This window comes from Massilia sp. S19_KUP03_FR1, from assembly GCF_036688685.1.
GTDB lineage: Bacteria > Pseudomonadota > Gammaproteobacteria > Burkholderiales > Burkholderiaceae_D > JALYUM01.
Window position 1 is genome coordinate 23,712 of sequence record NZ_JAQQPS010000017.1, and the last position, 13,298, is coordinate 37,009.

12 protein-coding genes are annotated in these 13,298 nt (G+C 62.7%); 10 read left to right on the top strand and 2 right to left on the bottom strand.

All coding sequences use genetic code 11. The features are described 5' to 3' along the window. Positions 1 to 137: 137 nt before the first annotated feature. The 10 genes from V6M87_RS18675 to V6M87_RS18720 all read left to right on the top strand — a co-directional run bounded on the left by V6M87_RS18675 (position 138) and on the right by V6M87_RS18720 (position 10,611). A complete protein-coding gene (locus V6M87_RS18675; RefSeq protein ID WP_332878159.1) occupies positions 138 to 635 on the top strand; it encodes a DUF4124 domain-containing protein in 498 nt (165 codons plus the stop codon). Next, positions 632 to 1,702: a nitrogen regulation protein NR(II) gene (gene glnL / locus V6M87_RS18680; RefSeq protein ID WP_332878160.1), complete on the top strand. Its 1,071-nt coding sequence runs from the start codon at positions 632 to 634 to the stop codon at positions 1,700 to 1,702. Before V6M87_RS18675 ends, glnL begins: the two co-directional genes overlap by 4 nt. Before the next feature lie 68 nt (positions 1,703 to 1,770). After that, entirely contained in the window at positions 1,771 to 3,300 is a 1,530-nt protein-coding gene (gene ntrC, locus V6M87_RS18685; RefSeq protein WP_332878161.1) for a nitrogen regulation protein NR(I), read from the top strand. A 66-nt stretch (positions 3,301 to 3,366) separates the two neighbouring features. Beyond that, complete coding sequence (corA, locus tag V6M87_RS18690; RefSeq protein WP_332878162.1) at positions 3,367 to 4,338, top strand: magnesium/cobalt transporter CorA; 972 nt, start codon at positions 3,367 to 3,369, stop codon at positions 4,336 to 4,338. After that, on the top strand, positions 4,335 to 4,964 hold the full coding sequence (locus V6M87_RS18695; protein WP_332878252.1) for an NAD(P)H-binding protein: 630 nt from the start codon (positions 4,335 to 4,337) through the stop codon (positions 4,962 to 4,964). The genes corA and V6M87_RS18695 overlap by 4 nt, the downstream gene beginning before the upstream one ends. Before the next feature lie 267 nt (positions 4,965 to 5,231). Further along, entirely contained in the window at positions 5,232 to 6,365 is a 1,134-nt protein-coding gene (locus V6M87_RS18700) for a hypothetical protein (RefSeq protein ID WP_332878163.1), read from the top strand. 17 nt (positions 6,366 to 6,382) lie between these two features. Next, entirely contained in the window at positions 6,383 to 6,814 is a 432-nt protein-coding gene (locus V6M87_RS18705) for a phosphate ABC transporter substrate-binding protein (RefSeq protein ID WP_332878165.1), read from the top strand. Positions 6,815 to 6,887: 73 nt separating this feature from the next. Beyond that, positions 6,888 to 8,483, top strand: coding sequence for a methyl-accepting chemotaxis protein (locus tag V6M87_RS18710; RefSeq protein ID WP_332878166.1), 1,596 nt, complete (start codon positions 6,888 to 6,890; stop codon positions 8,481 to 8,483). A 145-nt stretch (positions 8,484 to 8,628) separates the two neighbouring features. Next, a complete protein-coding gene (locus tag V6M87_RS18715; protein WP_332878167.1) occupies positions 8,629 to 9,411 on the top strand; it encodes a nuclear transport factor 2 family protein in 783 nt (260 codons plus the stop codon). A 279-nt stretch (positions 9,412 to 9,690) separates the two neighbouring features. Beyond that, positions 9,691 to 10,611 carry a LysR substrate-binding domain-containing protein gene (locus tag V6M87_RS18720; protein WP_332878169.1) on the top strand — a complete coding sequence of 307 codons (921 nt, stop codon included), beginning with the start codon at positions 9,691 to 9,693 and terminating at the stop codon, positions 10,609 to 10,611. Here V6M87_RS18720 and V6M87_RS18725 read toward each other — a convergent pair. Together V6M87_RS18725 and V6M87_RS18730 are read right to left on the bottom strand one after the other, a co-directional pair. Beyond that, positions 10,600 to 11,466, bottom strand: a complete 867-nt coding sequence (locus V6M87_RS18725) for an EamA family transporter (protein ID WP_332878170.1) — start codon at positions 11,464 to 11,466, stop codon at positions 10,600 to 10,602. The two genes, V6M87_RS18720 and V6M87_RS18725, sit on opposite strands and share 12 nt — an antisense overlap. Continuing rightward, a complete protein-coding gene (locus tag V6M87_RS18730; protein WP_332878171.1) occupies positions 11,463 to 13,112 on the bottom strand; it encodes an NAD(P)/FAD-dependent oxidoreductase in 1,650 nt (549 codons plus the stop codon). The genes V6M87_RS18725 and V6M87_RS18730 overlap by 4 nt, the downstream gene beginning before the upstream one ends. Positions 13,113 to 13,298 lie beyond the last annotated feature (186 nt).

The following is a 13,298-nucleotide window of genomic DNA, read 5'->3' on the forward strand; positions in this document are numbered from 1 at the left end:
AAACACCAGAAAGTGTTACGCTGGTGTAACAAACGCGAGCAAAGCCCTGGCTTTCCTCGCGTTTTTTCATGGATGCGGTATATTTTGGCTGACTTTATAGACGCACGGCATCGCCCGTGCTTATCCTCCCGATGCGAATGACAATCCGACTTGCTACAGGCGCGTTTGCGGCCTGTGCCGCCCTGCTGTGTGGCGGCGCCCACGCCCAGTCGGCCATTTATAAATGCGTCGATGCGCAGGGCCGCGTGGAGTTTACCGACGTCAGCAAAGCCGGCTGCAAGTCGCTCGATTTGCCCGGCTCCTATCCTGCGCCGGTGCGCCGCGGTGGTGCGAGCTCGCGCCAGGGTAGTGCGTCTGCACCAATCGCAAGTCCGGCCAATTTCCCGCGCGTTGACGGGGCCGCGCAAAAGGCCCGCGACGACGACCGCCGCGGCATCCTCAGCGAAGAACTGCGCGCCGAAGAAAAAAAGCTGGCCGACCTGAAGGCTGGCTACAACGGCGGCGAGCCTGAACGCCAGGGCAATGAAAAGAACTACGCCAAATACCAGGAACGGGTCGCCTCGATGAAAGAAGACATCGCCCGCGCCGAGCGCAATATCGAAGCGCTGCGGCGTGAAATGTCGAATATCCGATGACGGTGGCGCCACCCGAACGCTTCGCCGGCCTCGACCTGTTGGCGTCAAGCGTGTTGCTGGTCGACCAGTGGGGCGCGATACGGTATGCCAACCCTGCAGCCGAAACCCTGCTCGACGTGTCGCTCAAAGCGCTGGCGCGCCAGCGCTTGTCGAACCTGTTTACGAATGGCGCCGAACTCGAAGCCTTGTGCCAGCAGTCGCTCGAACATCAGTATGCCGACCTGCGTCAGGATCTGGCCCTGGTCCGGCCCGGGCGCGAACTGCTGCACGTGCACAGCATCCTGTCAGTGGTGGGCAACGAGGAAGTACTGATCGAAATGCGCGAGTACGAGCAGCAATTGAAGCTCGACCGCGAAGAGCGCATCTTCGACCAGAGCCAGGCCAATAAAGAGTTGATCCGTAACCTGGCGCACGAAATCAAGAACCCGCTGGGCGGTATCCGCGGCGCGGCGCAGTTGCTCGAACTCGAGCTGCCCGACGTGCACCTGGTTGCCCTGCGCGAATACACGCAAGTCATCATCAAGGAAGCGGACCGCCTGCAAACGCTGGTTGACCGCCTGCTGGCGCCCCATCGCCGCCCGCACATCGTCGGCGACGTGAATATCCATGAAGTGTGCGAACGGGTGCGCAGCCTGGTGCTGGCCGAATTCCCGGTCGGTCTGACCATCCGGCGCGACTACGATGCGTCGATTCCCGAGTTCCGCGGCGACATGGAGCAGCTCATCCAGGCGGTGCTGAACATCGTCCACAACGCCGCGCAAGCCCTGGTCGACCGGATTGCGGCGGGCGATGCGGAGATCGTTTTACGCACCCGCGTGGCGCGCCAGGTCACGCTGGCGAAGATCCGCTACGGGCTGGCATTAGACTTGCATATCACTGACAATGGACCGGGTATCGCACCCCAGATCCTCGATCGCATTTTCTATCCGCTGGTGTCGGGACGGGATGGCGGCAGCGGGCTGGGCCTGACGCTGGCGCAGACCTTCGTGCAACAGCACCTGGGTGTGATCGAGTGCGAGAGCCGGCCTGGACTGACCGATTTCCGGATCCTGCTGCCACTGCCCTGACCATGGGTATGCATCAGGGTGCCAGTCCCTGATGAATATGATCTATCCATTGCGGGAAGCAAGAACACATGAAGCCAATCTGGATTGTCGACGACGACGCCTCCATCCGCTGGGTGCTGGAAAAAGCCCTGGCGCGTGAAAACCTGGAGACGCGCAGCTTCTCCAACGCGCGCGACGCGCTGGCCGCCTTTGCAACCGACACCCCGCAAGTGCTGGTGTCCGACATCCGCATGCCGGGTGAATCCGGCCTCGATCTGCTGGCCGTGGTCAAGGAGCAGCATCCGGGTCTGCCGGTCATCATCATCACCGCTTTCTCCGACCTCGATTCGGCGGTCGCCTCGTTCCAGGGCGGCGCTTTCGAATACCTCGCGAAACCGTTCGACATCGACAAGGCCGTCGCGCTGATCCGGCGCGCGCTCGAAGAGAGCCTGCGCGAAGCCTCGGTCGAAACGCTGCCGGCCGATACGCCGGAAATCCTGGGCCAGGCGCCCGCCATGCAGGAAGTGTTCCGCGCCATCGGGCGCTTGTCCCAATCGAACGTGACGGTGCTGATCACGGGCGAATCGGGCACCGGCAAGGAGCTGGTGGCGCATGCGCTGCACAAGCACAGCCCGCGCGCCGCGCAACCTTTTATTGCGCTTAACACCGCGGCGATCCCGAAAGATTTGCTCGAGTCCGAACTGTTCGGCCACGAGCGCGGCGCCTTTACGGGTGCCCAGGCGACCCGGCGCGGCCGCTTCGAACAGGCCGAGAACGGCACGCTGTTCCTCGATGAAATCGGCGACATGCCTTTTGATCTTCAAACGCGACTTTTGCGCGTGCTGTCGGATGGGCATTTCTACCGCGTCGGCGGGCACCAGCCCATCAAGGCGAACGTGCGCGTGATTACCGCCACCCACCAGAACCTGGAACAGCGCGTGCGCGAAGGCCAGTTCCGCGAAGACTTGTTCCACAGGTTGAACGTGATTCGTTTGCGCCTGCCAAGCCTGCGCGAACGGCGCGAAGACATCCCGCTGCTGGCGCGCCACTTCCTGCTGCAAAGCGCCCGTCAACTGGGCGGCGAAACCAAGCGCATGAGCGAAGCGGCCATGCAATTTCTGGTCGGGCTGGACTTGCCGGGCAATGTGCGCCAACTGGAAAACCTGTGCAACTGGATCACGGTGATGGCGCCCGGCCAGACCGTCGAAGTGAAGGATCTGCCACTCGACCTGACACAGGGCGCCGGCTTCGTGTCGCCGTACGCGGCCGATGCCGCTGGCGCCAGCGTGCTGCCGGCGCCAGTGCCGCTGTCGGCCGCGGGCGCGCTGGCTGTGCCGGCGCCATCGTCGGGCATGTCGTCCAACCTGCCGGCCGCATTTGCCGCTGGCGCGGACGGCTGGATCAGCCTGCTGGAACTGCAGGCCGCGAACATGCTCGCGGCGGGGCAGGTCGAGGTGATGGACGTGCTGGGTAAACAGTTCGAGTCGGCGCTGATCAAGACCGCGCTCAAGCACACGCACGGACGCAAGAACGACGCGGCGGTGCGGCTCGGTATCGGGCGCAACACCATCACGCGCAAGATTGCGGAGCTGGGCATCGACGGGGCGAAGGACGAGTAGGCGAGCGTCGGGCTGATTTATAGTAAGCTCTCGCATCCGCGACCCGCGTCACTTTATCAGTCCAGCATGCTCATCAATTGCGTCGCCTACCAGGAAGGCAAAAAACTCGCCGATATTCCCATCGAAGACATCAGCGAGTACCTTTCCCATCCAAAGTGTTTCGTCTGGGTCGCCCTGCGCGACGCCTCCCCGGAAGAACTGGCGACGATGAAGGAAGAATTCGGCCTGCACGAACTGGCCGTGGAAGACGCCCTGCGCGGCAAGCAGCGCCCCAAGATCGAGGAGTATGGCGACTCGCTGTTCGCCGTGATCCAGACCGTCGAGCCGCATGGCGATGAATTGACGGTCGGTGAGGTCGCGGTGTTCGTCGGTGCGAATTACGTGCTGTCGGTGCGTCGCGATGCCCAGCAGGGCCTGGTGGGCGTGCGCGCACGCGCCGAGCGCGAGCCGCACCTGCTGTCGATCGGTTCAGCCTTTGTGTTGTACGCGCTGATGGACGCCATCGTCGACCGCTATTTTCCCATCGTCGATGCGCTCGAAGCGGAGCTGGAAATCATCGAAGAAAAAATGTTTGCCAGCGGTGCCGGCGCCCAGCGTGACAACATCGAACGTCTGTATGAACTGAAACGTAAAGGTTTGGTCCTGCGCCACGCCGTCATGCCGCTGCTCGACGCCATGGGGCGCCTGTATGGCGGGCGCGTGCCGGTGCTGGTGGAAAACTGCCAGGAATATTTTCGCGACGTGCACGACCACCTGGCACGCATCCTCGGCCGCCTCGACTCGGTGCGCGACACCATCGGCACGGCCATCCAGGTGAACCTGTCGATGGTGGCCATCGACGACAGCGAGGTGAATAAACGCCTGGCAGCCTACGCCGCGATCTTTGCCGTGTTCACGGCCTTTGCCGGCGTGTGGGGCATGAATTTCGAATACATGCCGGAACTGAAATGGCATTACGGCTATCACATGGCCATTTGCTCCATGGTGATCGTGTGCGGCTATATGTACTACAAATTCCGCAAGTCGGGCTGGCTCTGAAAATCCTTGTTCTCGGCGCGACCGGCCTGGTGGGGCGCCATACGCTGGCGCTGGCGCTGGCCGATCCACGCGTCGCGTGCGTGATCGCGCCCACGCGCAGCGCGTTGGCGCCCCATCCGAAGCTGAGTGCGCCGCTGGTCGATTTTGAGAATCTCGATGCCGGGGCCGCCTGGTGGCAAGTCGATGCGGTCATCTGCGCCCTGGGCACGACCATGCGCGTGGCGGGCTCGCAGGCCGCGTTCCGGCGCGTCGACCACGATTTCCCGCTGGCCTTTGCCCGCCTGGCGCGCAGGGATGGCACGCCAACGTATGTCCTCAATTCCGCCGCCGGCGCGGATCCTGCATCCCGTTTTTTCTACAACCGGGTGAAGGGCGAACTTGAGCGCGACCTGGCGCAGGAAGGTTTTTCTTCCCTCACGTTCGTAAGGCCCGGCCTGATTGGTGGCAAGCGCACGGAAGTGCGTTTTGCCGAACGTCTGCTCGCAGCCGCGTTGATGGTGGCCGGCCCATTGCTGCCGCGCCGCTGGCGCATCAACCCGGCATCCAGCATCGCCCGCGCGCTGCTCGCGGCGGCCGTCGATCATCCACCCGGACAGCACATCGTGGCTGCCGACCAGCTCGCCTAAATCCAGCCCCGCAATACCCGGGTGCACCTGCTCTTCCTCCTTTCTGCTGAGACTGGCTCATCGCACTGCGTGCCTGGCGATGGCCCCTGGCATCCATGCCTTGCAACTTGTAAATAAAAATTAAATATTTTAAATAATACAATAAAACACAAAAACAACAATAAACACGATTTATTTGGTTGGAATGATTTTTTTTGAGATGATTCGTTGCCCTGTGGAATTACTCGTGATCAGGTCCACCACAGATATCTTAAATAAAAGGAACTCATGCAAACGACTGCAAAAAAATCATCCCATCCCGGCTTCCGTAAAAGCGGTCTGATGCTGGGTATTGCACTGCTCTCTGGCGCCGCCCATGCAGGCGAACTGGTGGACATGCTCACCGTAAGCGGCTTTGGCACCATCGGCGAAGTACACAGCTCGCTCAAGACCGCCGATTATGTCGCGGACGTGTTCCAGCCGAACGGCGCCGGTTACACGCGCAGCTCGGCGCTCGGCGTGGACAGCAAGGTGGCGTTGCAGATCGATGCCAAGCTGCTCGACAATCTGTCCGCCGTGGTGCAGCTGGTCTCGCGCAACCGGGTCAACCGCAACTACCTGCCGTCGGTGGAGTGGGCGAATATCAAGTACGCCATCACGCCTGAGCTGAGCGTGCGGCTGGGGCGGACCGCCATGCCCACCTTCATGAACTCGGAGACGCGCCTGGTCGGTTTCGCCAATCCATGGCTGCGTCCGCCGATCGAAACCTACAGCTTGCGGTCGACCACCAATTCGGACGGTGTCGATGTGTCCTACCGCCACGCCTTCGGCAGCGTCAACAACACGACCCAGCTCTGGTATGGCAAGACCGAAGTGGCGTCGGTCGGTTCGACCGGGGTTGTCTCGAATGGCGTGCGGGCCGAGAAAATCCTGGGCATCGCCGACACGGTCGACTATGGTGCCTTGACAATGCGCGGCGCAGTGACGGCCATTGACTTCAGGCTCAATGGCGCCGGCGGCACCTTTGTTTACGCCAAGGCCAATGTGTACAACCTGGGCGCGATGTATGACCCTGGCGACTGGTTCGTGATGGGTGAATGGACCAAGACCGATTTCGGCGCCGTCCAGCGCGCCCAGCAAGCCAAGTACGTCACGGCTGGCTACCGCTGGAAAAAATTCACCCCGTATGCGACCTACTCGAAATTGGATGTGGATGACAACCAGGTCAAACTCAGCGTGCGCGCCCAGGTAGCGAAATCGGCTGGCATCCGCTGGGACTTCATGAAAAACACCGCGCTCAAAGTGCAACTCGACGAAGTCCAGCTGGCCGCTGGCAGCAATGGCTTCTTTACCAATGCCAAGGCTGGCACGGCCGGTAGCCGCGCCAAGATCCTGGGTGCTGCAGTTGATTTCGTTTATTAAGAGAGCAGGATTTCACCATGATCGTTAAAACTACCTTGCGCAGCATCTTGCTGGTCTCCATGCTGCACTTCGGCATCTCCCACGCTTTCGCGGAAACCGTGGTGGTCGTATCTGCCAAGTCGCCTGCCGGCGCCTTGACCGCGGATCAGGTATCGGACATCTTCCTGGGCAAGTCGTCGGCGTTGCCCGGCGGCGGCCAGGCGGTACCGATCGACCAGGCCGACGGTCCGGTGCGCGACGACTTTTATCACAAGGCTACCGGCAAGACCGGCGCCCAGGTCAAGGCCTACTGGTCGAAACAAATTTTCAGCGGCAAAGGTCAGCCGCCGAAAGAGGTCGGCGACAGTGCTGCCGTGAAAACCCTGGTGGCGAGCAATCCCAACATGATCGGCTACATCGACAAGGGTGCGCTCGACAGCTCGGTCAAACAAGTGCTGAGCTTGAAGTAAGTTGTTCAGGGCGCCGGCGTGCAAGCCGCGCCCGTCCTGCCGGTCCCGGCACCTGCAATTTGAAAGGCGCAGCATGAATATCAAAAAAAGAATCTGGTCGCTGCCCGCGATCTCGGCGATCATCTTTGGCCTGGGCCTGGCCGTCTCCTCCTACTATTCCACCAGTGCGCTGCAGGCCATCGAGCGTACCGGCGCAGTCGACTACCCCGTCATGAGCCAAACGGCTCTGCTCCGCACCAACGTGCAGGAAATTGCCGATGATCTCAAAAATGCGGTGCTCGAAGGCGACAAGAAACGCCTCGATACGGTCAACGAATCGGCCGAAAAACTGCGCAAGAAATTTGCCGCCTTTGGCGCCATCGATGGCCAGGCCAGCGCTGCGGCGCGCCTGAATACCGAGTTCAACGCGTATTACACCGATGCCGTCGCTGCCACGCGCATCATGCTGGAAATCGACAAGGGCAACGTCCCTGGCGCCATCACGGCAATGCAAAAAACGCTGACCGTCCTTACTGGCGACCTCGACCGGTCAGTGGTCGCCGCGAACGCCCAGTTCAAGAACGGGATCGCCCACAGTGCGGCCCGGGTCACGCTGGTGCTGAGCATCAGCATCGGGGTGGCCATCATCGTGATCCTGACCTTGATACTGGTGTCGTGGTTCGTCATCCGCGCGATCTGGAAGCAACTCGGTGGCGAACCGGAATATGCGCGCAAGATTGCGCAGGCAGTCGCCGCCGGCGACCTGTCCATCGAGATCGCCGCCGATGCGCGTTACGACGACAGCCTGCTCGCGGCGCTGGCCGAAATGCGCACTCGCCTCGAAGGCATCGTGGCGGGCATTCAGACCTCTGCGGAGGAGATGCAGGTGGCTTCCGGCGAAATCGCCAGCGGCAATGCCGAATTGTCGACCCGAACCGAAGCCCAGGCGGGCAACCTGGGCAATGCGGCGCGCTCGATGGGCAACCTGACCACGACCGTACAGCAAAACGCGGAAAGCGCGCGCCATGCCAATGAACTGGCGACCGTCGCTTCCGACGTGGCGGCCAAAGGCGGGCGGGTGGTTTCGCAGGTGGTGGTTACCATGGATGATATCAGCGCCTCGGCGCGCAAGATTTCCGACATTATTGGCGTGATCGATTCGATCGCTTTCCAGACCAATATCCTCGCCTTGAACGCCGCGGTGGAGGCCGCGCGGGCCGGTGAACAGGGCCGCGGCTTTGCCGTGGTTGCCTCGGAGGTCCGCAATCTGGCGCATCGCAGTGCGAGTGCAGCCAAGGAAATCAAAACCCTGATCGACGACTCGGTCGCACGCGTCGGCGCCGGCTCGCTGCTGGTGACCGACGCCGGCCGGACCATGGGCGAGATTGTCACGTCGGTCGGCCAGGTCAGCCAGTTGATTCGCGAGATCAGCGCCTCGAGCCAGGAGCAAAGTCGCGGCCTCGAGAGCCTCAGCCTGAGCGTCAATGAAATGGATGAATCGACCCAGCGCAACGCCGCCATGACAGAACAGGCTGCCGCTGCGGCGGGCTCCCTGCAGGAACAGGCGACCCACATGCGCGATGCGGTCGGCGTGTTCAAGCTCTCGACCAGGCCTGGTCGCGCCGTGCACGACGTGCCTGTGCCAGCGCGTGCACCGGCGCCGACGCAGTTACGCTTGCGTCATGGATAAACGCCGCGCGCAGACGGCACCGCTGATCGGCATGCGCGACCGCTCATGCATCGAATTGCCCCGCTGGTCGTGATCGCGCCCGGGCGGCAGAAAGGGCGTTGCTACATTGGCAGCTTGTCTCCCAACAGCCTGCGCGCTCTTCACCATGAAAAAACCTGTTTTTGCCCTGCTGCTCGCCAGCGCCATGTGCGCCTCACTGACCCACGCCGCGCCTCAGGCTGGCTGGGAAGCCGAGGTGCGCAAGTTCGACGATGCGTATTGGGCTGCCTACAATCGCTGCGACACCGAGGCCTTGCATGCCATGAACGCGGACGACCTCGAGTTCTATCATGACCTCGGCGGCGTCATGCATGGCAAGGCGCAGTTCGATGCCGCTGTGGCAAAGAATATCTGCGGCAATCCTTCCCGCAAGCTACGCCGCGAAGCGATGGCTGGCACCGTGCAGGTTTATCCGATGATGGCGGGCGGCGTGTTGTACGGCGCGGTGATCGAAGGCGGGCACCAGTTTTACAGCGCCGCGCCAGACGCGCCTGAGGTGCTGGAAGAACGGGCCCGTTTTAACTCGCTGTTGCTGTTCAAGGATGGCGCCTGGCAGCTCGCGCGCGCCCTGAGCTATGCCCATGCGCCGGTGCAGGCGGCGGCCAAATTGGCCGAAGTCCAGGCGGCGCCACAAGCACTGGCCATGCTGGTCGGAACCTATACGGCGAAAGACAAGATGGTGCTGACGGTGACAGCGGCTGGCAATCGCCTGATCGTCAAGGCGGGCGGCAGCACCTTTGAATTGTATCCGACAGGCGCCAACAACTTCGCCATGAAAGAGCGCGCGATCGAGGTGCGCTTCAGCGTCGACGGCAACGGCAAGGGCCAGGGCCTGGTGGTGCGCGAGCGCGGTGCGATCGTCGCCGAGGCGAGCTTCACCGGCACCTGATCAATGGCGCTGATACAGGGTCGACAGCATCTTGAACAGCTCGCCCCAAAAGGTGGGCGCCGGGGCGGCGGCAGAGGTGCTTGCGGCGGATGGCGCCAGTGGCGCGCAGGTGGTAGTCATGGACATCTTTCATCGTGCTGCACGGATGGGCGGGTTTTTAATTTTTCTTGCTCGTAAAATTTTATTGACGAACTAGTACAATTCTCGTTCCTGTCTACCTGGCGCGCAAACGAGGAATTTTGTCAGTATGAGCAAGAAAAACTTGTCCAACGTGTTTGCATGAGCGGCCCGCTACGCTCGCTGTCCGGCCTGATGGACTTCAATTGCGCCGCGCGCTGGGGCAGTTTCAAGCTCGCGGCGCGGGAGTTGCACAAGACCCCTGCGGCAGTGAGCCTGCAAATCAGGCAGCTGGAAGCGGCGTTGGGATTCGTGCTGTTCATTCGCCACCCGCGCCAGGTCACGCTGACCGAAAAAGGGCAGGAGCTGGCGGTATCGGTGGCCAAGTTCCTCGGCGATCTGCAGGGTAAAGTCGCGGCACTGCAAGGGCACGACGAAGAAAAAGTGTTGCGCATCTCAACCACCCATTCGTTTGCCATCAAATGGCTGGTGCCGCGCATCGTCGACTTCACGCGGCAATTCCCGGACATCGATATCCGGATCGACTCGAACGACAAACTGGTCGACCTCGACGACGCCAGCATCGACGTGGCGATCCGCTTCGGGCTGGCCGATCCGCTCGACCCAGCACTGGTGTTTGCCGAACGCATGGTCGCAGTCTACAGTCCCGGGCTCCTGGCGCCTGGCCAGGCGGCGCTGTCGCTAGCCGACCTGCGGCGCTTTCCACTGATTTATGGCGATACGACCGAAACCTGGATCCAGCTGCTGCACGAAAACCGCGTGCTCGATGGCGATTACCACTTCGCGCGCAGTTACAGCAATGCGGCAGTCCGGGCGCAGGCTGCACTGGCCGGGCAGGGCATCAGCATCGTGTCGTACACCGCCGCGTACCAGGACCTCCTGAACGGCACCTTGAAGATGATCGCTTGCCGCAGCGCGCCGTGCATTTACGGCTACCGGCTGCTGGTGAACCGGCGCAAGCTGGGCATGCCGAAAATCGAACGGTTTCGCCTCTGGATCGCCGCCGAGATGCAGCAAATGCGGCGCGCCCTCGATGGCGTGGAAGTGCAGTCAGTCGCGTGACATGGCCGCGCTGCCGGCCGAGGCGCCGATGATCAGCGCCATCGCCAGCCATTGCATGCCGGTCAGGCGTTCGCCGAGCAGCACGAAGCCGGCCAGCGCGCCGATGGCGGGAGAAGAACTGACCAGGATGCCGAACACGCGGTGCGGCAGGCGCCGCAGCGCAGTCATTTCAAGCAGGTAGGGGATGCCGCTCGACAGGACGGCAATCACGACGCCGATGGCCAGCACGTGCGGCTCGAGCAGTGTCAACCCCGCGTGCGCGACCCCCAGCGGCAGCGCCAGCAAGCATGCTGCCAACATGCCCCACGACACGGCCTGCGTGCCATCCATGTGCGCCACGCGCTTGCCAAAAACAATGTACAAGGCCCAGCACAGCGCGGCGCCGAACGCATACGCGACACCGAGCGGATCGAGCGGGGCTGCCTGCGCGCGCAATGGCAGCAGCAGGTACAAACCGACGACCGCGCAGGCGACCCAGGCAAAATCGCGCGCGCGGCGCGAGTGCAGGATCACCACCGCCAGCGGGCCGGTCACTTCGATGGCCACTGCCACGCCGATCGGAATGGTCTTGAAAGCGCCGTAGATCAGCAGGTTCATCAGCCCCAACATCAGGCCGTAAATCAGCAAGTTCCCCATGTCGGCACGCGCCAGCGGCCGGCGCCACGGCCGGAATGCGGCCAGCAGCAGGATGGTTGCGATGCCCACGCGCAGGGCGGTCACGCCTTCGCTGCCGACCAGTGGAAACAGGCCCTTGGCGAACGCCGCGCCGGTGTTCACCGACACCATCGATCCGAACAGCGCGAGCGCCGGCAGCAGGGCGCTGGGCCGCGCAGAGGTGGCCGCAGCGCCGGTCAAGCCGGCACGCTTGGCACGGTCTCGAGCATCGACAGCGCCACCGCTTCGGCCACGCGGATGCCGTCCACGGCCGCCGACATGATGCCGCCGGCGTAACCTGCGCCTTCACCGGCCGGGAACAGGCCGCGCGTGTTCAGGCTTTGCAGGTCGTCGTCGCGGCGCTTGATGCGGATCGGCGACGAGGTGCGCGTCTCGACACCGGTCAGCACCGCGTCTTCCTGGTAGTAGCCGCGGATCTGCTTGTCGAATGCCGGGAAGGCTTCGCGCAGCGCGACAATCGCGTAATCGGGCAGGGCCGGGGCCAGGTCGGTCAGGTGCACGGCCGGCTTGAACGACGGGATGACGTTGCCCAGTTTGGTGGACGCCACGCCGCGCACAAAATCGCCCATCAACTGGCCCGGCGCATCGTAGTTCGAGCCGCCCAGCAGATACGCGCCTTCTTCCAGGCGCCGCTGCAGCGCGATGCCGGCCAGTGGATGGCCGGGGTAATCGGCGGGCGTAATGCCGACCACGATGGCGCTGTTGGCGTTACGCTCGTTGCGCGAATACTGGCTCATGCCGTTGGTGACCAGGCGGCCCGGTTCCGACGCCGCCGCGACCACCGTGCCGCCCGGGCACATGCAAAAACTGTAGACCGAACGGCCATTGGCGGCGTGGTGGACGATTTTATAGTCGGCCGCGCCGAGGATTTTATTGCCCGCGTTGGGGCCGAAGCGGCAGACGTCGATCAGCGACTGCGGGTGCTCGACCCGAAAGCCGACCGAGAACGCCTTCGCTTCGATATAGACGCCGCGCTCGTACAGCATTTCAAAGGTGTCGCGCGCACTGTGGCCGATCGCCATCACCACGTGGCGGGTGCGAATTTCTTCACCGCTGGCCAGCACCACGCCGCGCACCTGGCCGTCGCCGGCACCGTTGCGGTCGATCAGGACATCGTCCACCCGTGAATCGAAGCGGTACTCGCCACCCAGCGCAATGATGGTCGCGCGCATTTCTTCGACCATCTTGACGAGGCGGAAGGTGCCAATGTGCGGTTTGCTGACGTACATGATTTCTTCCGGCGCGCCTGCTTTGACGAACTCGGTGAGCACTTTGCGGCCGTAATGTTTCGCGTCCTTGATCTGGCTGTACAGCTTGCCGTCCGAGAAGGTGCCGGCGCCGCCTTCGCCAAATTGCACATTCGACTCCGGGTTCAACTCGCGCTTGCGCCAGAAACCGAAGGTGTCGACGGTGCGTTCGCGAACCACCTTGCCGCGCTCGAGGATCAGCGGGCGCAGGCCCATCTGGGCCAGGATCAGCGCCACGAACAGGCCGCACGGACCGGTGCCGACCACCACCGGGCGCTCGTTGGCGTCGTGCCCCTGCAGGCGTTCGCCGCCGGCGACGAAGCGGTAGTTGGTGTCGGGCGAGGGCTGCACGTGCAGGTCGTGTTTCATGCGCGCCAGTACGCCGGCTTCATCGTGCACCGAGACATTGACCGAGTAGATCAGCACGATGGCGCTGCGCTTCCTGGCGTCGTAGCTGCGTTTGAACACGTCGAAGGTGATCAGCGCTTCGGGCGCAATGGACAGGCGCGCCAGGATGGCGTCGCGCAGGGCGTCGTTCGGATGATCGAGGGGGAGCTTGAGTTCGGCAATTCTGAGCATGGCGGGCGATATGAGCGTGTGGCAGCGGGATTCAACCGGCTATTTTAACCGTTTCGGGCTGCCGCAAGGACACGCAGCGCCGACTGTTGCCTCAGTGGCGCACTTTCCCCGCGGGGACGCAGTGTTGTACCACATACACGGTTATGTCCTGCTCATACTTTTGGTTGCGATTCAATTGACACTGAA

Bases quoted from the DNA above. Each gene is read 5' to 3' on its own strand.
- V6M87_RS18675 (WP_332878159.1), top strand. From the start codon at position 138: ATGACAATCCGACTTGCTACAGGCGCGTTTGCGGCCTGTGCCGCCCTG.
- glnL (WP_332878160.1), top strand. From the start codon at position 632: ATGACGGTGGCGCCACCCGAACGCTTCGCCGGCCTCGACCTGTTGGCG.
- ntrC (WP_332878161.1), top strand. From the start codon at position 1,771: ATGAAGCCAATCTGGATTGTCGACGACGACGCCTCCATCCGCTGGGTG.
- corA (WP_332878162.1), top strand. From the start codon at position 3,367: ATGCTCATCAATTGCGTCGCCTACCAGGAAGGCAAAAAACTCGCCGAT.
- V6M87_RS18700 (WP_332878163.1), top strand. From the start codon at position 5,232: ATGCAAACGACTGCAAAAAAATCATCCCATCCCGGCTTCCGTAAAAGC.
- V6M87_RS18705 (WP_332878165.1), top strand. From the start codon at position 6,383: ATGATCGTTAAAACTACCTTGCGCAGCATCTTGCTGGTCTCCATGCTG.
- V6M87_RS18710 (WP_332878166.1), top strand. From the start codon at position 6,888: ATGAATATCAAAAAAAGAATCTGGTCGCTGCCCGCGATCTCGGCGATC.
- V6M87_RS18715 (WP_332878167.1), top strand. From the start codon at position 8,629: ATGAAAAAACCTGTTTTTGCCCTGCTGCTCGCCAGCGCCATGTGCGCC.
- V6M87_RS18720 (WP_332878169.1), top strand. From the start codon at position 9,691: ATGAGCGGCCCGCTACGCTCGCTGTCCGGCCTGATGGACTTCAATTGC.
- V6M87_RS18730 (WP_332878171.1), bottom strand. From the start codon at position 13,112: ATGCTCAGAATTGCCGAACTCAAGCTCCCCCTCGATCATCCGAACGAC.